The 19,045-nt window shown below is 61.0% G+C and carries 16 protein-coding genes; 12 read left to right on the top strand and 4 right to left on the bottom strand.

Going from position 1 to position 19,045, the window contains the following annotated elements; translation table 11 throughout:
* Positions 1 to 79 precede the first annotated feature (79 nt).
* Positions 80 to 1,531, bottom strand: coding sequence for an alanine/glycine:cation symporter family protein (locus ACP7B3_RS09840; protein ID WP_416364726.1), 1,452 nt, complete (start codon positions 1,529 to 1,531; stop codon positions 80 to 82).
* Between the two features lie 393 nt (positions 1,532 to 1,924).
* Positions 1,925 to 3,349, bottom strand: coding sequence for an aspartate ammonia-lyase (gene aspA, locus ACP7B3_RS09845; protein WP_025854459.1), 1,425 nt, complete (start codon positions 3,347 to 3,349; stop codon positions 1,925 to 1,927).
* Positions 3,350 to 3,531: 182 nt separating this feature from the next.
* Here aspA and ACP7B3_RS09850 point away from each other — a divergent pair, with 182 nt between their 5' ends.
* From ACP7B3_RS09850 to ACP7B3_RS09870, 5 genes are all read left to right on the top strand, one after another.
* On the top strand, positions 3,532 to 4,455 hold the full coding sequence (locus tag ACP7B3_RS09850; RefSeq protein WP_106575908.1) for a LysR substrate-binding domain-containing protein: 924 nt from the start codon (positions 3,532 to 3,534) through the stop codon (positions 4,453 to 4,455).
* Between the two features lie 346 nt (positions 4,456 to 4,801).
* The gene (purE, locus tag ACP7B3_RS09855; protein WP_003195648.1) at positions 4,802 to 5,293 is read left to right on the top strand and encodes a 5-(carboxyamino)imidazole ribonucleotide mutase; all 492 of its coding nucleotides are present in this window, start codon (positions 4,802 to 4,804) and stop codon (positions 5,291 to 5,293) included.
* A 12-nt stretch (positions 5,294 to 5,305) separates the two neighbouring features.
* Complete coding sequence (locus tag ACP7B3_RS09860; protein ID WP_404486013.1) at positions 5,306 to 6,391, top strand: 5-(carboxyamino)imidazole ribonucleotide synthase; 1,086 nt, start codon at positions 5,306 to 5,308, stop codon at positions 6,389 to 6,391.
* A 106-nt stretch (positions 6,392 to 6,497) separates the two neighbouring features.
* Entirely contained in the window at positions 6,498 to 6,743 is a 246-nt protein-coding gene (locus tag ACP7B3_RS09865) for a GlsB/YeaQ/YmgE family stress response membrane protein (RefSeq protein WP_010168336.1), read from the top strand.
* Between the two features lie 77 nt (positions 6,744 to 6,820).
* Positions 6,821 to 7,357 carry a DUF3299 domain-containing protein gene (locus ACP7B3_RS09870; protein ID WP_106575906.1) on the top strand — a complete coding sequence of 179 codons (537 nt, stop codon included), beginning with the start codon at positions 6,821 to 6,823 and terminating at the stop codon, positions 7,355 to 7,357.
* Between the two features lie 117 nt (positions 7,358 to 7,474).
* Here the strand turns inward: ACP7B3_RS09870 and ACP7B3_RS09875 are convergent, their stop codons facing one another.
* Both ACP7B3_RS09875 and ACP7B3_RS09880 read right to left on the bottom strand, forming a co-directional pair.
* Positions 7,475 to 8,374 (bottom strand): D-hexose-6-phosphate mutarotase, encoded by a 900-nt coding sequence (locus tag ACP7B3_RS09875; protein WP_262206777.1) that lies wholly within the window; start codon positions 8,372 to 8,374, stop codon positions 7,475 to 7,477.
* Between the two features lie 57 nt (positions 8,375 to 8,431).
* Positions 8,432 to 8,836, bottom strand: coding sequence for an acyl-CoA thioesterase (locus ACP7B3_RS09880; RefSeq protein ID WP_003176975.1), 405 nt, complete (start codon positions 8,834 to 8,836; stop codon positions 8,432 to 8,434).
* Positions 8,837 to 9,290: 454 nt separating this feature from the next.
* On the opposite strand from ACP7B3_RS09880, the gene ACP7B3_RS09885 reads away from it, so the two are divergent.
* The 7 genes from ACP7B3_RS09885 to ACP7B3_RS09915 all read left to right on the top strand — a co-directional run bounded on the left by ACP7B3_RS09885 (position 9,291) and on the right by ACP7B3_RS09915 (position 18,944).
* Complete coding sequence (locus ACP7B3_RS09885) at positions 9,291 to 10,580, top strand: MFS transporter (RefSeq protein ID WP_426178719.1); 1,290 nt, start codon at positions 9,291 to 9,293, stop codon at positions 10,578 to 10,580.
* Positions 10,581 to 10,843: 263 nt separating this feature from the next.
* Complete coding sequence (locus ACP7B3_RS09890) at positions 10,844 to 11,830, top strand: phosphate ABC transporter substrate-binding protein PstS (protein ID WP_426178720.1); 987 nt, start codon at positions 10,844 to 10,846, stop codon at positions 11,828 to 11,830.
* Positions 11,831 to 12,316: 486 nt separating this feature from the next.
* A complete protein-coding gene (locus ACP7B3_RS09895) occupies positions 12,317 to 14,350 on the top strand; it encodes an ABC transporter permease subunit (protein ID WP_426178931.1) in 2,034 nt (677 codons plus the stop codon).
* Positions 14,351 to 14,365: 15 nt separating this feature from the next.
* Positions 14,366 to 16,036, top strand: coding sequence for a phosphate ABC transporter permease PstA (pstA, locus tag ACP7B3_RS09900; RefSeq protein ID WP_369302823.1), 1,671 nt, complete (start codon positions 14,366 to 14,368; stop codon positions 16,034 to 16,036).
* A 136-nt stretch (positions 16,037 to 16,172) separates the two neighbouring features.
* Complete coding sequence (pstB, locus tag ACP7B3_RS09905) at positions 16,173 to 17,006, top strand: phosphate ABC transporter ATP-binding protein PstB (RefSeq protein ID WP_056860879.1); 834 nt, start codon at positions 16,173 to 16,175, stop codon at positions 17,004 to 17,006.
* Between the two features lie 111 nt (positions 17,007 to 17,117).
* On the top strand, positions 17,118 to 17,879 hold the full coding sequence (gene phoU / locus ACP7B3_RS09910; RefSeq protein WP_426178721.1) for a phosphate signaling complex protein PhoU: 762 nt from the start codon (positions 17,118 to 17,120) through the stop codon (positions 17,877 to 17,879).
* A gap of 168 nt (positions 17,880 to 18,047) precedes the next feature.
* Positions 18,048 to 18,944 carry a response regulator gene (locus ACP7B3_RS09915; protein WP_369302824.1) on the top strand — a complete coding sequence of 299 codons (897 nt, stop codon included), beginning with the start codon at positions 18,048 to 18,050 and terminating at the stop codon, positions 18,942 to 18,944.
* The last annotated feature ends 101 nt before the right edge of the window (positions 18,945 to 19,045 follow it).

The following is a 19,045-nucleotide window of genomic DNA, read 5'->3' on the forward strand; positions in this document are numbered from 1 at the left end:
TCTCCTGAACGAAAAACGCCGCCGGGCCCAGAGCATGCCCAAGGCCGGGCGGCGTGTCATCTATCTAGGCTTGCTGCGCTCAGCGTGGCGCTTGAGCGTTCAGTTCAGCCGAGGCTTGAGCGCCAGGCTCAGGCTTCACCGGGTTCGCAGGCCAGGCCTTGCGGTCCAGGTCCAGGTCAGGGAACTGGCTGGAGTCGAACACCGGCGTCTTGATGCCCGCCGCGCGCTGGCTGTCGTAGTCGTTCAGGATGCGCATGGCGATCTTGAACAGGAACGCCAGGGCGAACAGGTTGACGAACGCCAGCAGGGTCATGGTGATGTCGGCGAAGGCGAATACGGTGCCGAGGTTCTCGATGGAACCCCAGAAAATCAGCACCAGCACCAGCGCGCGGTAGCCCATCAGCACCTTGCGGTTGTCGCCCACGATGAAGCGCAGGTTGCTCTCGCCGAGGTAGTAGTTGTACATGATCGAGGTGAACACGAACAACGCCAGGGCCACCGAGATGAACATCCGGCCCCAGTCGCCGACGACCGCCGCCAGGGAGTTCTGGGTCAGGGCAATGCCGTCGCCTTCAAAGCCCGGGGTGTAGAAACCGGAGAGCAGGATCAGCAACGCGGTGCAGGTGCAGATCACGAAGGTGTCCAGGAACACGCTGAACGCTTGCACCACACCTTGGGCGATCGGGTGTTCTACCGAGGCCACTGCCGCCACGTTAGGCGCACTGCCCAAACCGGCTTCGTTGGCGAACACGCCGCGCTTCACACCCATGATGATCGCGCTGCCCACCAGGCCACCGAAGGCCTGGTCGAGGCCGAAGGCGCTCTTGACGATGGTCGCGAGCATGGCCGGCACATGGTCGAATTGCAGCACGATCACGTACAGGGTCACGGCGATGTAGACCAGCGTCTTGACCGGCACCAGCAGGTCGGCGATCGAGGCGATACGCTTGATCCCGCCAATGAACACCAGGCCCAGCAATACCGCCAGCGCGAGGCCTGTGTAGGTGGTGTCCAGGCCGAACGCGTTGTTCAGCGAGTGGGTCACAGCGTGGGCTTGCAGGCCGTTGAAGGCGAAACCGAAGGTCACCAGCAACAGGAACGCCATGACCATACCCAGCCAGCGCTTCTGCAGGCCGTGCTGAATGTAGTAGGCCGGGCCGCCACGGTAGGTGCCTTCAGCGTCGGTGCGCTTGTACAGCTGGCCGAGGGAGCACTCGATAAAGCTCGAGGACATGCCCACCAGCGCGGTGACCCACATCCAGAACACGGCACCTGGGCCGCCCAGCGTCACGGCGATACCGACGCCTGCGATGTTACCGGCACCCACACGGCCGGCCAGGCTGAGCATCAGCGCCTGGAACGAGCTGAGCTGGCCGGAGCTGCTCTTCAGGCTGTCTTTGAACACCGAGAACATGTGGAAAAAGTGGCGCAACTGAACGAAACGCGAGCGAATCGTGAAATAGCCGCCGAGCCCGACAATGAGCACGATCAGTACTTTCCCTGAGAGGAAGTCGTTGATGACTTCGAGCATGGAGTGTTCCTCGCTGATTTTTCTATTGGCAAAAACGCAGGACGGTGCGACGCATCGCTCGGCACCAGGCAGTGCACGACGCTTCGACCCCAATCCTTTTGCGGGTGTTGTTATTCATGCGGTTTCGCGCTGTCCAGGACCTCGTTACCGACAATCTCTGACGCGAAGAGGGGCGGCACTATACCTAGGAGAGCGTGATCCGTCTGCACGGGGCGATTAAAGGTTTCAGCCAAGCTGTTGCAGGCAAGGAGGGTTTGCAGGGCGATATTGGATTTTTTATGGGCGTCATTTCACAACCTTGAGGCAAAAAAAAGGGCCTGAAGAACGAGCCTTCAGGCCCTCAAAAGGTGAGAGGTGTCTAGTCCCTCAACCTGGTGAGCAGTGCAACAACCGTCAGGCCTTCAGCGGGACCAGACGTGGGGCAATCATGTTTTCGGGGCGCAGGATGTCGTCGAGCATGGCGTCGTCGAGCAAGCCTTCTTCGCGCACCAGTTCCAGCACGCCGCGGCCGCTTTCAAGGGCGATACGCGCAATGCGGGTGGCGTTTTCATAGCCGATGTACGGGTTCAGCGCGGTCACCAGGCCGATGGAGTGCTCCACCAGTTCGCGGCAACGCGCTTCGTTGGCGGTGATGCCGACGATGCAGTGTTCGCGCAGCATGTCCATGGCGCGTTGCAGCAGGCGGATCGAGTCGAAGATCTTGAAGGCGATCAGCGGCTCCATCACGTTCAGCTGCAGTTGGCCGCCTTCGGCTGCCATGGTCAGGGCCAAATCGTTGCCGATTACCTGGAACGCAACCTGGTTCACGGCTTCCGGGATAACCGGGTTGACCTTGCCGGGCATGATCGAGCTGCCTGGCTGGCGTGCCGGCAAGTTGATCTCGTTGATGCCGGTGCGTGGGCCGCTGGACAGCAGGCGCAGGTCGTTGCAGATCTTCGACAGCTTCACCGCGGTACGCTTGAGCATGCCGGAGAACAGCACGAAGGCGCCCATGTCAGAGGTGGCTTCGATCAAGTCGGCAGCCGGGACCACTGGCTGGCCGCTGATAACGGCCAGGCGTTGTACGGCCAGGGCCTGGTAACGCGGGTCGGCGTTGATGCCGGTGCCGATGGCGGTGCCGCCCAGGTTCACTTCGGTCAACAGCTCTGGCGCCAGGGTTTTCAGGCGGGCCAGGTCTTCACCCAGGGTGGTGGCGAAGGCACGGAATTCCTGGCCGAGGGTCATCGGCACGGCGTCTTGCAGTTGGGTGCGGCCCATTTTCAGCACGTGGCTGAATTCGACGCCTTTGGCGGCGAACGCCTGGATCAGGCTGTCGAGGCTGGCCAGCAGTGCGTCGTGGCCCAGCAGCAGGCCCAGGCGGATTGCGGTCGGGTAGGCGTCGTTGGTCGACTGCGCCATGTTCACGTCGTTGTTAGGGTGCAGGTACTGATATTCGCCCTTGTTGTGGCCCATGGCCTCCAACGCGATGTTGGCGATGACTTCGTTGGCATTCATGTTGGTTGAAGTGCCGGCGCCGCCTTGAATCATGTCCACCACGAACTCTTCGTGGAAATCGCCGCGGATCAGACGGGCACAGGCTTCGCTGATGGCAGCGTGCTTGGCTTCGCTGAGCTGGCCCAACTCGCGGTTGGCGTCAGCGGCTGCTTGCTTGACCATTGCCAGGCCGACCACCAATTTCGGGTAATGCGAAATCGGAACGCCCGAGAGGCGGAAGTTGTTCACCGCTCGCAGGGTCTGGATGCCGTAATACGCTTGAGCAGGTACTTCGAGTACGCCAAGCAGGTCTTTTTCTGTGCGGAATGATGCAGCGGAGGACATGACGGAAATCATCTCGATATGGACCCGGAACTGGCCGGAACGCTGCGAATGCTAGGCTTGTGGGAGTTTTTGGGCCAATGCTGTTAAACACTGGCCTATGCACAAACGGCATAATGTCGGTGTGACCCGGTTATCATGGCGGGCGTGTGTGCCAAAATGGTGCGTACCCGTGGGAGGAAGTGATGAACCTTGAGAGCAAATGGCTGGAAGACTTCAGCGCCTTGGCGGCGACCCGCAGCTTTTCTCAGGCGGCGGAACGGCGCTTTGTCACCCAGCCGGCCTTCAGCCGGCGTATTCGCAGCCTGGAAGCCGCGCTGGGCCTGACCCTGGTCAACCGCTCGCGCACGCCCGTCGAACTGACGGCGGCGGGGCAGCTGTTTCTGGTCACCGCGCGCACGGTGGTCGAGCAGCTCGGCGAAGTGTTGCGCCATTTGCATCATCTGGAAGGCGGGCAGGGCGAGGTCATGCAAGTGGCGGCAGCGCATTCCCTGGCGCTGGGCTTCTTCCCGCGCTGGATCGCGCAACTGCGCAATGAAGGCCTGAACATTGCCACGCGGCTGGTTGCCACCAACGTCGGCGACGCGGTGCATGCGCTGCGCGAAGGCGGTTGCGATTTGATGCTGGCGTTCTACGACCCGGACGCGGCCATGCAAATGGACCCGGAAATCTTCCCGTCGCTGCACCTGGGCAACACCGAAATGCTCCCAGTGTGCGCCGCCGATGCCGACGGCAAGCCGCTGTTTGACCTGGAAGGCGAGGGCAGTGTGCCGTTACTGGCCTACAGCGCCGGAGCATTCCTGGGGCGCTCGGTAAACCTGCTGTTGCGCCAGCGCTCCCTGCGCTTTACCACCATCTACGAAACCGCCATGGCCGATAGCCTCAAAAGCATGGCGCTGGAAGGGCTGGGCATTGCCTGGGTGCCGCAACTGAGTGTGCGTGCCGAACTGGCGCGGGGCGAACTGGTGGTGTGCGGCGGGCCGCAATGGCATGTGCCGTTGGAGATTCGTTTGTATCGCTGCGCGTTGGTGCGCAAGGCCAACGTACGGTTGTTGTGGCGCAAGTTGGAAGGTGGGGCGGCGCAGTCCCCTCCAGTTGAACGCGGTTAGTGTGGGAGCTGGCTTGTCGGATCGCCGCACCGCTGCGATGCAGACGCCTCGGTACATCAGGCATATTCAGGTGATGCTGTCGCAGGCAAGCCAGCTCCCACATTGATCCAGTTTCCATGGTTTATCGGTAGTGTTTTCGCTGACCTGAAAGTCAATAAAACCGCTGGTTTGCGCCACTGGACAGATGGTCATTCCAGGGGCTGTTTATCTGGATTATTACGGTATACTGCGCGGCCTTCGGCCGGTCCAACCGGCCAAATTTCGTACAACAAGCCACGCCGGATTTCCTGCGTGGCTTGTTGTTTTTTGACGCGCCTGCGGGCGCCCAGAGAGAAGAGGCACGACGATGAGTGCATTGGTTGGCGTGATCATGGGCTCCAAGTCCGATTGGTCCACCCTTAGCCACACCGCCGATATGCTGGAAAAACTCGGCATTCCGTATGAAGTGAAAGTGGTCTCTGCCCACCGCACGCCGGATTTGCTGTTCCAGTATGCCGATGAAGCAGAATCCCGTGGCATCGAGGTGATCATTGCCGGTGCCGGCGGTGCGGCGCACCTGCCAGGCATGTGTGCGGCCAAGACCCACCTGCCGGTGCTCGGTGTGCCAGTGCAGTCGTCGATGCTCTCGGGCGTGGATTCGCTGTTGTCCATCGTGCAGATGCCCGCCGGTATCCCGGTGGCCACCCTGGCGATCGGCAAGGCCGGCGCGATCAACGCCGCTTTGCTGTCTGCCAGCATCCTGGGCGCCAAGCACCCGCAGTTTCACGCGGTGCTGAAAAAATTCCGTGCTGAGCAGACAGACAGCGTGCTGGACAATCCAGACCCACGCATCGCCTGAGGTTATTGATTGATGAAAATCGGTGTAATCGGTGGCGGCCAACTGGGCCGCATGCTGGCCTTGGCGGGAACCCCGCTGGGGATGAACTTCGCTTTCCTGGACCCGGCGCCGGACGCTTGCGCGGCGGCCCTCGGTGAACACCTGCGGGCTGACTACAGCGACGCGGATCACCTGCGCCAACTGGCCGAAGAAGTCGACCTGGTGACCTTCGAGTTCGAAAGCGTCCCGGCCGAAACCGTGGCCTTCCTGTCGCAGTTCGTACCGGTTTACCCGAGCGCCGAAGCCTTGCGCATCGCTCGCGACCGCTGGTTCGAGAAGAGCATGTTCAAGGACCTGGGCATCCCGACGCCGGCCTTCGCCGACATCCAGTCCCAGGCCGACCTGGACGCTGCAGTCGCCTCCATCGGCCTGCCGGCCGTGCTGAAAACCCGCACCCTGGGTTATGACGGCAAGGGCCAGAAAGTGCTGCGTACCGCCGCCGATGTGGTTGGCACCTTCGCCGAGCTGGGCAGCGTCGCCTGCCTGCTGGAAGGCTTCGTGCCCTTCACCGGCGAAGTCTCGCTGATTGCCGTGCGTGCCCGTGATGGCGAAACCCGCTTCTACCCGTTGGTGCACAACACCCACGACAGCGGCATCCTCAAGCTGTCCGTGGCCAGCACCGATCACCCGTTGCAGGCCCTGGCCGAAGACTATTCCAGCCGTGTGCTCAAGCAGCTGGATTATGTCGGTGTGATGGCATTCGAGTTCTTTGAAGTCGACGGTGGCCTCAAGGCCAACGAAATCGCGCCGCGTGTGCACAACTCCGGGCACTGGACCACCGAAGGCGCCGAGTGCAGCCAGTTCGAAAACCACCTGCGGGCGGTGGCGGGCCTGCCACTGGGCTCCACGGCCAAGGTCGGCGAAAGCGCCATGCTCAACTTCATCGGCGTTGTGCCGCCGGTTGAGCGCGTGATCGCGATCGATGATTGCCATCTGCATCACTACGGCAAGGCCTTCAAGGCCGGACGCAAGGTCGGCCACGCCAACCTGCGCTGCAAGGACCGTGCGACGCTGCAAGCCCAGATCCTCAAGGTCGAAGCGCTGATCGCCGAGCAATAACCTGAGGATCGGCGGGAACCATTGGTCACCGCCGTCTCTCTGATTGCAGGATGGCAAAGCCTGACTAGGCTTTGGCATGACTCACATTCAATCAGAGGGAAATGCCATGGGTATCATCGGAACCATCTTTATCGGCTTGATCGTCGGCCTGCTGGCGCGTTTCCTCAAGCCAGGCGACGACAGCATGGGCTGGATCATGACCATCCTGCTGGGTATCGCAGGTTCTCTGGTCGCCACCTACGGTGGTCAGGCCCTGGGCATCTACCAGGCAGGTCAAGGCGCAGGCTTTATTGGTGCGCTGATCGGCGCCATCGTGCTGCTGGTGATCTACGGTCTGCTGCGTAAAAAGTAATTAAGCGACAAAGCCCTCTGCGCTGCGCAGGCGCAGAGGGCTAGAATGCTCGCCACCTGTACTTGCCGAGCCTCACCATGCGCCGTCTTCTGTTGACTCTCCTCTTGCTGGGCTCCGGCCTGGCGCACGCTGGCGAACTGCCGGAAACCGACTGGCTCGACCTGATGCCGCTGTCGGACCAGAAAGCCCTCGAAGCCATGCCCGAGATCGACCACAACTCCCCCGAAGCCCAAGGCACGTTCACCGACAAAGGTGGCCTCAAGCAAAGCAAAGGCTTGCCGGCGGTGATGTATTCGACCAAGACCGTGGCCGCCATGAATGGCAAGAACATTCGCATCGGCGGCTACCCGGTACCCCTGGAAACCGACGCCAAGGGCCGCAGCACGCTGTTCTTTTTGGTGCCGTACCCAGGCGCCTGCATCCACGTGCCGCCTCCGCCGCCCAACCAGTTGGTGCTGGTGCGTTATCCCAAGGGGTTGAAGCTGGATGACATCTACACGCCGTTGTGGGTTACCGGCACGCTGAAGGTAGAGAAGGTCAATAACGATTTGGCGGATGCGGCGTATGCGCTGGATGCGGGGAAGGTGCGGGCGGTCAAAGAGTCCGATCTCTAAGCCACAACACAAATCAGTGTGGGAGCTGGCTTGCCTGCGATGCAGCCACCTTGGTGTGACTGATACACCGCGGTGATGCTATCGCAGGCAAGCCAGCTCCCACATTTTGCTCGTTATTTACAAGGCGAGACTTGTGATGCTCACGCCCAGTGTGTGGCTTTCACCCGGCGCCAGTGCCACCACATCATCCAGCACATTCGCCGTTTCGATGCACAGCATGCCCTGCCAGCCGTCATCGGCCATGTCGTCGAACGCCTTGGCGCGTTCGGTCCAGGGGTTCCAGATCACGGTCGAGTTCGAGCCTTGGCTGGTGAGCTGGAGGCGACGCTGCCAGTCTTTATCGACAATGCTCAACTGCGCCGGCGTGTCCAGGTAGATGCGGTCGGTCTCGGCGCTGAAGTGCAGCAGGCCCGACTGGGTCTTTTCGCTCCAGCCGTCGGCGGTGTCGATATAGGCCAGCCCGTCCAGGCCTTCGACCTGCACGTTGCGTACGTCGCTCACGGCGAAATAGGTGTGCAGCGCCTGGCTGAGGGTCACGGTGTCGCTGCCACGGTTGTGGCTGGTCAGGCGGATATGCAGTTGATCGTCCAGCAGCAGGCTCAGCTTCAGGCCGACCTGATGCGGCCAGCCGGGGAAGCCGCCCGCCGGCACCGGCAATACCAGGTCGACGCGCAATGCCTGGCCTTCAAGTTCGGTTGCAGCCAGTTCCCACAGTGCCGTGCGCACAAAACCATGGGCACCCGCGGGTTGGTCGCTTTGGCGCATCGCCTTCACGCTTTGCGGGTTACGGTCGAATACGCCAAACCATGGCCAGCACACCGGCACGCCGGTACGGATGCCTTTGCCCTGCTTGAATACCGCCTCAGGGTTCGGCCAGATCACTGGCTGCTCGCCCTGGCGCTGGTAACTGAAGATGTGCGCGCCCTGTTGGGCCACCATCACTTCGGCGCCGTTGTGGCGGACGCGCCAGCAGTCCAGCTCGTCGATTTTCACGGTTTCAACGTGGGGCGTGGGCATAGCAGTGCTCTCTCATGGCAGGCAATGGGGCAATTGACCGTCAAAACCCGGCGATGTTTAACGCGCGCGCGATGGCACCGAGCGGGTACGGCCGCTGCCGTCGATGGCGACAAACACAAATACCGCCTCGGTCACCTTGCGCCATTCGCTGGACAGCGGGTCGTCGCTCCACACCTCGACCATCATCTGGATCGAACTGCGGCCGATTTCCAGGGCCTGGGTATAGAAGGACAATTGCGCGCCGACCGCCACCGGCACCAGGAACGCCATGCGATCGATCGCCACCGTGGCGACACGTCCGCCGGCCACTTTGCTGGCCATGGCGGTGCCGGCCAGGTCCATCTGCGCGACCAGCCAGCCGCCGAAGATATCGCCAAAACCGTTGGTTTCACGCGGGAGTGCGGTGATTTGCAGGGCGAGATCGCCTTGCGGGATAGGATCTTCTTGTTCGAGTTCGATCATGCCGAGGGTGCCTCTGACCCGTGACGCTTCATGGGTATTTCAAGTGGATAGCCGTCTCTGGAAAAACGTTTCAGCACCAACATACACCGCTCGATGCGTTTCTCGTAAGGCGTACTAAAGGGAAACTCTGCCAAATCGGCTGGATGGCACCCAACGACGTTTTGGCACAGCAGCCCCTCAAGACTGGGGTTCTTGCGCTTGCAGGGGCCGAGTATATCGAGACGCTAGCGCCACGACGACCTCCCGGCGCTCATTTGGTCGGCAAATCCTGGCTGTAATGCGGCTTTTTCCCGCAACTGTGCTTCTGATGGCTAATAAAGGGAAGAAACGGGTATTAACGCGCGCCTGCAAAGTGTTATTCGGTGGGCGCTGTGCTTTTTCAAGCGATTTGCTATCTTGCCAGACCCGCCGCAAGTCCCGGGCTTGCCGTCATTACTATAAGAGAAGCCTTGCCATGTCCTCCGTGCCCGCAAGCAGCGCGCAACCGTCGCGCCCGCTGACCCGCAACGACTACAAAACCCTGTCGCTGTCTGCCTTGGGCGGGGCGCTGGAATTTTACGACTTCATCATTTTCGTGTTTTTCGCCACCGTGGTCGGGAAACTGTTCTTCCCCGTCGATATGCCGGAATGGCTGCGCATGATGCAGACCTTCGGCATCTTCGCCGCCGGCTACCTGGCTCGTCCGTTGGGCGGCATCATCATGGCGCACTTTGGCGACCTGCTCGGCCGCAAGAAGATGTTCACGTTGAGCATCTTCATGATGGCCGTGCCGACCCTGATCATGGGCCTGCTGCCGACCTACGCGCAGATCGGCCTGTGGGCGCCGCTTCTGCTGCTGTTGATGCGCGTCATCCAGGGCGCGGCCATCGGCGGCGAAGTACCGGGCGCCTGGGTGTTTGTCTCTGAACACGTACCGCCGCGCCACATCGGCTATGCCTGCGGCACCCTGACCAGCGGCCTCACCGCCGGCATCCTGTTGGGGTCGCTGGTGGCCACCGCCATCAACTCGCTCTACAGCCCGGAACAAGTGTCCGATTACGCCTGGCGTATCCCGTTCCTGCTGGGCGGCGTGTTTGGCCTGCTTTCGGTGTACCTGCGCCGCTGGCTGCATGAGACGCCGATCTTCGCCGAGATGCAGCAACGCAAAACCTTGGCCGCCGAGCTGCCATTGCGCGCGGTATTGCGCGACCACCGTGGCGCCATCGTGCTGTCGATGCTGTTGACCTGGTTGCTGTCGGCCGGTGTTGTCGTGGTCATCCTGATGACCCCGACCGTGCTGCAAACCGTCTACCACTTCAGCCCGACCATCGCATTGCAAGCCAACAGCCTGGCCATCGTGACCCTGAGCCTGGGCTGCATCGCTTCCGGCGCCCTGGCTGATCGTTTTGGCGCTGGCCGCGTGCTGGTCATCGGTTGCCTGTTGCTGTTGGCAACGTCGTGGACGCTGTACCACAGCCTGATCGATCACCCGAACTGGCTTTTCCCGCTGTACACCCTGACCGGGCTGTTTGTCGGGGTGATCGGCGTGGTGCCTTACGTGATGGTGAAAGCCTTCCCGCCGGTGGTGCGTTTCAGCGGGTTGTCGTTCTCCTACAACGTCGCCTACGCCGTGTTTGGTGGTTTGACGCCGCTGGCGGTGTCGCTGCTGATGAAGGAAAGCCCGATGGGCCCTGCCTACTATGTCGCCGTGCTGTGTGTGATGGGGATGCTGGTGGGTGGCTATCTGTGGAAGCGCGGGCGCTAAAAGCCTGCAATGACGCTGTGGCGAGGGCACTCGCTCGCCACAGGGTTTGTGGTTGGCCAACGATTACAGAGTATTTCTGAAACACCGCTTCATGCGCTTCAACCCCCTCGCAAGTCCCGGATTTACTGATCTTTCCCCTTCCTGTCAGGTTTTTCACAAATGCTGGCCTTTCATCTAATTGTCACATTGCGGACATAGAGTGTTCACACGGCCTACCGATACTTGGCCCCGATCCAACTATCCCTATCTGCTAGGAGCAAGGCATGAAACTGAAACGTTTGATGGCGGCAATGACTTTTGTCGCTGCTGGCGTTGCGACCGCTAACGCGGTAGCCGCTGGTGTTGACCCGGCAATTCCGGCTTACGCCAAGACCACCGGTGTGTCGGGCAACCTGTCCAGCGTTGGTTCCGACACCCTGGCTAACCTGATGACCCTGTGGGCTGAGTCCTATAAAAAGGAATACCCGAACGTCAACATCCAGATTCAGGCTGCCGGCTCCGCCACTGCACCGCCTGCGCTGACTGAAGGCACCTCCAACCTGGGCCCGATGAGCCGCAAGATGAAGGACACCGAACTGGCGGCCTTCGAGCAGAAGTACGGCTACAAGCCAACCGCGATCCCGGTGGCTGTGGATGCCCTGGCCGTGTTCGTGCACAAGGACAACCCGATCCAGCACCTGACCATGGAACAAGTCGACGCGATCTTCTCCTCGACGCGTCTGTGCGGCGCCAAAGCTGATGTCAAAACCTGGGGCGACCTGGGTGTGACCGGCGACCTGGCCAACAAGCCGGTGCAACTGTTCGGTCGTAACTCGGTATCCGGCACCTACGGCTACTTCAAGGAAGAAGCCCTGTGCAAAGGCGACTACAAACCTAACGTGAACGAACAACCAGGTTCGGCGTCGGTTGTGCAGTCGATCAGCTCCTCGCTGAACGGCATCGGTTACTCGGGCATCGGTTACAAAACCGCCAGCGTGAAGACCGTGGCCCTGGCCAAGAAAGGCAGCACTGACTTCATCGAAGACAGCGAAGAAAACGCCCTGAACGGCAAATACCCGCTGTCGCGCTTCCTCTACGTGTACGTCAACAAAGCCCCGAACAAGCCTCTGGCTCCGCTGGAAGCTGAGTTCGTGAAGCTGGTTCTGTCCAAACAGGGCCAGGAAGTGGTCGTCAAAGACGGCTACATCCCGCTGCCAGCCAAAGTGGCCGCCAAGGCCCTGGCTGAACTGGGTTTGAAAGAAGGCAACTAAGCCTGCAAGACCTGGTGTAGATGCATGCTTTTGTGTGGGAGCGGGCTTGCCCGCGATGCTGGCGACGCGGTGTAGCGTTAAGACCGCATTGATGCCATCGCGGGCAAGCCCGCTCTCACATTAAACCGTCTACACCCCTAATTTTTTAGTCCGCTGCCAGCTCTGCTACGCGGCGGCTTTGCTGCGTCACTGCATTGTCATCTTTCTGTCATACAGGATCGCTAGGGTGTGCGCATGAATGATCTGGCCAATTCCACCATGACGACGACTTCTCCTCCCAAGCGCATTGATTTCAATACGCCTGAGCTGCAACGCAAGCGCCGCATTCGCGCGCTCAAGGATCGCCTGACCCGTTGGTACGTGTTGATCGGCGGCCTCGCCGTCCTCGGCGCCATTACCCTGATTTTCTTCTTTCTTGCCTACGTCGTCGCGCCACTGTTCCAGGGCGCCTCGCTGACCAAGGAAGATGCGCTGACGCCCGCCTGGATGCAGGACGCCGGCAAGCCGTTGATGATCTCCCTCGAAGAGCAGAACCAGGTTGCCATGCGGGTTTCCGACAAGGGCCAGGCGCTGTTCTTTGATGTGGACACGGGTGCTGAACTCAAGCGTGTCGACTTGCCGCTGCCGGCAGGCGCCAGCGTTGCGTCCATTGGTGAAGACCAGCCGGGCAGCCCGCTGGTGATCCTGGGTTTGTCGAATGGCCAGTCCCTGGTGTTCCGCCACACCTATAAGGTGTCCTACCCGGACGGCAAGAAAACCATCACCCCGGCCATTGAATACCCTTACGGCGAAACGCCGATCTTGCTCGACGAGCAGGGTCGCCCGCTGGAGCACGTCGCACTTAACGCCACCGATTCCTCGCTGGTCGTTGCCGGTTCCGCAGGTTCCTACTTGAACGTGCTGAGCCTGAGCCGCGAAGAAAACATGATGACTGGCGAAGTCACCAGCGAGCAGAAGCGTATCGAGCTGCCGCAAATGACCGAGCCGGTTAAGGCGATCTTCATCGACCCACGCCAGCAGTGGCTGTACGTGATCAACGGTCGTGCCCTTGCTGACGTCTTCAGCCTGCGCGACAAGAGCCTCAACGGTCGCTACAAACTGCTCGAAGACGGCAACGCCGAAATCACCGCCAGCACTCAGCTGGTGGGCGGTATCTCGCTGATCGTGGGTAACTCCAAAGGCGGCCTGGCCCAGTGGTTCATGGCCCGCGACCCGGACGGCGAGCAACGCCTGAAACAGATCCGTACCTTCCAGATGGGCACCGCGCCTATCGTTGAAATCACCGCTGAAGAACGTCGCAAAGGCTTCACCGCCCTCGACGCGTCCGGCAAGTTCGGCGTGTTCCACAGCACCGCGCACCGCACGCTGCTGGTCGACCCGGTGGTCGATGGCCAAGGCGTGTTCGGCCTGTCGCCACGCGCCAACCACGTCATCGTCGAAGCCGGCGGCAAGCTGCAACCGCTGTTGCTGGACAACCCGCACCCGGAAGTGTCCTGGAGCGCGTTGTGGAGCAAGGTCTGGTACGAAAACTACGACGAGCCTAAATACGTCTGGCAATCGACCGCCGCCAACACCGACTTCGAACCCAAGATGAGCCTGGCGCCGCTGACCTTCGGTACTCTGAAGGCCGCGTTCTACGCCATGTTGCTGGCCGCACCACTGGCGGTGGCCGCTGCGATCTACACCGCCTACTTCATGGCTCCGAGCCTGCGCCGCAAGGTCAAGCCGGTGATCGAACTGATGGAAGCGATGCCGACGGTGATCCTCGGCTTCTTCGCCGGCCTGTTCCTGGCGCCGTATGTCGAAGGGCATTTGCCGGGGATTTTCAGCCTGCTGATGCTGTTGCCGATTGGCATTCTGGTGGCCGGCTTCGTGTTCAGCCGCTTGCCTGAGTCGATCCGCCTGCGCGTTCCCGATGGCTGGGAAAGCGCGATCCTGATCCCGGTGATCCTGTTTGTGGGCTGGCTCTCGCTGTACATGAGCCCGTACCTGGAAACCTGGTTCTTTGGCGGCGACATGCGCATGTGGATCTCCCACGACCTGGGCATCACCTACGACCAGCGCAACGCTCTGGTAGTCGGCCTGGCCATGGGTTTTGCGGTGATCCCGAACATCTACTCCATCGCCGAAGACGCCGTGTTCAGCGTGCCGCGCGGCCTGACCCTGGGCTCGTTGGCCCTGGGCGCCACGCCATGGCAGACCATGACCCGCGTCGTCATCCTGACCGCCAGTCCGGGGATTTTCTCGGCGCTGATGATCGGCATGGGCCGTGCGGTCGGTGAAACCATGATCGTGTTGATGGCCACCGGTAACACCCCGGTGATGGAGATGAACCTGTTCGAAGGCCTGCGCACCCTGGCGGCTAACGTCGCAGTGGAAATGCCCGAGTCGGAAGTCGGCGGCAGCCACTACCGCGTGCTGTTCCTCTCGGCGCTGGTGCTGCTGTTGTTCACCTTCATCATGAACACCCTCGCCGAGCTGATTCGTCAGCGTCTGCGCAAGAAATACTCGTCGCTTTAAGAAAGGTAGAAGTCTGTGAAACAGAACTCCCTGAATGGATGGTTCAAGAGCGGCGCCCCGGGCGTCTGGATCAGCGGTGGCGCGGTGTCCATCGCGGTCATCATGACCATTGGTTTGCTGGCCGTGATTGCCGTGCGTGGCCTGGGCCACTTCTGGCCGGCCGACCTGATCCAGGCCAACTACAACGTGCCGGGCCAGGAAAACCATATCGTCATCGGCGAAGTGGTGCAGAAGGAAGAAGTGCCACGCGAGCGCCTGAAAAGCGCTGGCCTGCCGGTGCCCGACCAGGGCCCGGAGTTCATGACCCGCGAGCTGATCAAGGTCGGCAACCGCGACCTGAACGGCAACGACTTCACCTGGATCGTCGGCGAGTGGCTCAAGGACCAGACCAAGCCGGCCAACCTGATGGCCATCGAACGGCGTGAATGGGGCAACTTCTACGGCACCCTGGTCAACGTCAAACAGGACGGCAAGGTCATCGCCGAAGGCGAAGCCGCGTGGCCGGAGCTGCAGGCCCGCGTTGACCGCGTGAACAAGCTGGCTGCGCAACTCAAGAGTCTGGAAAAAACCGACATCGGCGCGATCAACGCCGGGCTGGAGCGTATCCGCCTGCACGGTCGCAAGCTGGAACTGGAAGGCAAGCTCGACGCTACCGCCCAAGCTGATATGGATTCGGACCGCGCAGAACTGAACAACCGCTACAAGGACATCGAAGCGCGCCTGGCGGACCTGCACACCCAGTTCAACCGCGACAGCCTGACGGCGCGCGACGCTAACGGCAAAGAAGTGGAAATCGGCATCGGCAAAGTGGTGCACGCCTACCAGCCGAACGCCATGGGCACGATGACCAAGGTCGGCTTCTACTTCAGCAAGGTCTGGGAATTCCTCAGCGATGACCCACGGGAAGCCAACACCGAAGGCGGGATCTTCCCGGCGATTTTCGGCACCGTGATGATGACCCTGATCATGGCGATGATCGTGACGCCGTTCGGTGTACTGGCGGCGGTGTACCTGCGTGAATACGCCAAGCAGAACACCCTGACGCGGATTATCCGCATTGCGGTGAACAACCTGGCGGGCGTACCGGCCATTGTCTACGGCGTGTTCGGCCTGGGCTTCTTTGTGTATGTGCTGGGTGGCTCGGTTGACCGTCTGTTCTTCGCCGAAGCCCTGCCGGCACCCACCTTCGGTACGCCGGGCCTGCTGTGGGCCTCGCTGACCCTGGCGCTGCTGGCGGTTCCGGTGGTGATTGTGGCCACCGAAGAAGGCCTGGCGCGGATTCCTCGGACCGTACGTGAAGGCTCGCTGGCACTGGGCGCGACCAAGGCAGAAACGCTGTGGAAGATCGTGCTGCCAATGGCCAGCCCGGCGATGATGACCGGCATGATCCTCGCCGTGGCCCGCGCCGCCGGTGAAGTGGCGCCGCTGATGCTGGTGGGTGTAGTGAAACTGGCGCCGTCGCTGCCGCTGGACGGCAATTATCCGTACCTGCACCTGGACCAGAAAATCATGCACCTGGGCTTCCATATTTATGACGTCGGCTTCCAGAGCCCCAACGTCGAAGCTGCGCGGCCACTGGTGTACGCCACCGCCTTGCTGCTGGTGCTGGTGATCGCCACGCTCAACTTGTCGGCGGTGTGGATCCGTAACCACCTGCGCGAAAAATACAAAGCGCTGGACAGTTAATTGAAGTGAACGCGGACTAAATGTGGGAGCGGGCTTGCTCGCGAAAGCGGTGTATCAGAAACACATAGGTCGACTGACCTGACGCCTTCGCGAGCAAGCCCGCTCCCACACAAATTGGTAGCACAGGGAGCATCCCATGCAACACGAAACCCACACCCACGGCATCAACATGTCGGCCCTGGGTCGCGACAAGCAGAGCCTGAGCCTGGCCCAGGAAACCGTGGCCATCGAAGTGCCGGGCCTGAGCCTGTACTACGGTGAAAAGCAGGCGCTGTTCGACGTCAGCATGAACATCCCCAAGCAGCGCGTGACCGCCTTCATCGGCCCGTCCGGCTGCGGCAAGTCGACGTTGCTGCGCACCTTCAACCGCATGAACGACCTGGTCGACGGTTGCCGTGTAGAAGGCGCGATCAACCTCTACGGCACCAACATCTACCGCAAGGGCGAGGACGTGGCCGAGCTGCGCCGCCGGGTGGGCATGGTGTTCCAGAAGCCCAACCCGTTCCCCAAGACCATCTACGAAAACGTGGTCTACGGCCTGCGCATCCAGGGCATCAACAAGAAACGCATCCTCGACGAAGCCGTTGAATGGGCGCTCAAAGGCGCGGCACTGTGGGATGAGGTCAAGGACCGCCTGCACGAGTCGGCCCTCGGTTTGTCCGGCGGCCAGCAGCAACGTCTGGTGATCGCCCGCACCATCGCCGTGGAGCCGGAAGTGCTGCTGCTCGACGAACCGTGCTCGGCACTCGACCCGATCTCCACATTGAAAGTCGAAGAGCTGATCTACGAACTCAAATCCAAGTTCACCATCGTCATCGTGACCCACAACATGCAACAGGCGGCGCGGGTTTCCGACTACACCGCGTTCATGTACATGGGCAAGCTGGTGGAATTTGGCGACACCGATACCCTGTTCACCAACCCGGCGAAGAAGCAGACCGAAGACTACATCACCGGTCGCTATGGCTAGCCCCAGCTGCACGCCGCACGTTTCAAGCGGCAAGTAAAAGCAGTTTGATCAACGACACACATCAGCTTGCAGCTTGTAGCCTGCGGCTTACAGCTTTTGCGGAGCAAACCCATGATTAGCAAAGAAGGCCTTACCCATCACATCTCCGCGCAGTTCAACGCCGAGCTTGAGGAAGTGCGCAGCCACCTCCTGGCGATGGGCGGGCTGGTGGAGAAGCAAGTCAACGACGCCGTCACCGCGCTGATCGAGGCCGACTCGGGCTTGGCCCAGCAAGTGCGTGAGATCGATGACCAGATCAACCAGATGGAACGCAACATCGACGAAGAATGCCTGCGCATTCTGGCGCGTCGTCAGCCGGCGGCGTCCGACCTGCGGTTGATCATCAGCATCTCCAAGTCGGTGATCGACCTGGAGCGTATCGGTGACGAAGCCACCAAGATCGCCCGTCGCGCCATCCAGTTGTGCGAAGAAGGCGAAGCGCCGCGCGGCTACGTGGAAGTGCGCCACATCGGCGACCAGGTGCGCAACATGGTGCGCGATGCCCTCGACGCTTTTGCGCGCTTCGACGCCGAGCTGGCATTGTCGGTAGCGCAGTACGACAAGACCATCGACCGCGAATACAAGACCGCACTGCGCGAGCTGGCCACCTACATGATGGAAGACCCGCGCTCTATCTCGCGGGTCTTGAACATCATCTGGGTGCTGCGTTCGCTGGAGCGTATCGGCGACCACGCGCGCAATATCTCGGAACTGGTCATTTACCTGGTACGCGGTACCGACGTGCGGCACATGGGCCTCAAGCGCATGAAAGCCGAAGTTGAAGGCACGGCCGATCAAATCCCTAATGTTCTGGGCGAATCTGACGATAAGTAAGGTTGCCCGAGAAATTAACGCCCGGCCTTTGGTCGGGCGTTTTCGTTTGCGGCATCTGAATTTTTTGCGCGGCAGGAACAATAAAGTCCTTCTGTGAATCGCGAGTTTTGGCAAAATGCCATCAGTCAGGCGTTTTGCGTGCCGAAGTTTTTATAGGATGAAGGGTCGATGAGTAAAGTCAGTGTATTGGTGGTGGACGACGCCTCGTTTATCCGCGACCTGGTGAAGAAGTGCCTGCGCAACTACTTTCCGGGGATCAAGATCGAAGATGCGGTGAACGGCAAAAAGGCGCAATCCATCCTGATGCGCGAGACCTTCGACCTGGTGCTGTGCGACTGGGAAATGCCCGAGATGTCAGGCCTGGAGTTGCTGACCTGGTGCCGTGAGCAGGCCCATCTCAAAGCCATGCCGTTCGTGATGGTAACCAGCCGTGGCGACAAGGAAAACGTGGTGCAGGCCATTCAGGCCGGCGTCTCCGGCTACGTCAGCAAGCCGTTCACCAACGAGCAATTGCTGAACAAGGTCAAGCAGGCCCTGCACAAGATCGGCCGCCTCGACGCGCTGATCGCCAGTGCGCCGACCAAAATGAATTCGGCTTTCGGCAACGACTCCCTGAGTGCCCTGACCGGCGGCAAGCCTGAAGCCGTCAAACCGGCGCCGGTGGCTGCGCCAAGCAAAGGCCTGCTCAACAGCCCGCCGGTGCAAACGCCAGCGGCAGCGCCGGCCGGCGGCCGTGGCCAGGGCCAGCTGCGCCTGTCCAGCGGCACCCAGCAATGCGTGATCAAGGCGCTGAGCATCAAGGAAGCTCTGCTGGTGGTACGTCGCGGTGAAGTCCTGCCGCAGGTACTGGAAAGCGCGGTGCTCGACCTTGAGCAAGGCGACAACGCCGAAGTGGCACGCCTCAACGGCTACCTGCACGCCGTCGTCGCCTACGAGCCCAAGCCCGACAGCGACTGGCTGCAACTGACCTTCCGGTTTATCGACCAGGACGCGCAGAAACTCGACTACATCTCCCGCCTGATCGCACGCGGCACGGCGCAGAAGCACTTTGTGCCGGGTGCGTGATTGCCTGCATAACGGGAATCAACCGACCGTCTGATTCCCGGTGCTTGGCTTGATTTATATCTGTTTCGATATAGGCTCTCGATAACGCATCAGTGTTATCG

The organism is Pseudomonas sp. TWRC1-2, from assembly GCF_049896685.1.
Classification (GTDB): Bacteria; Pseudomonadota; Gammaproteobacteria; order Pseudomonadales; family Pseudomonadaceae; genus Aquipseudomonas.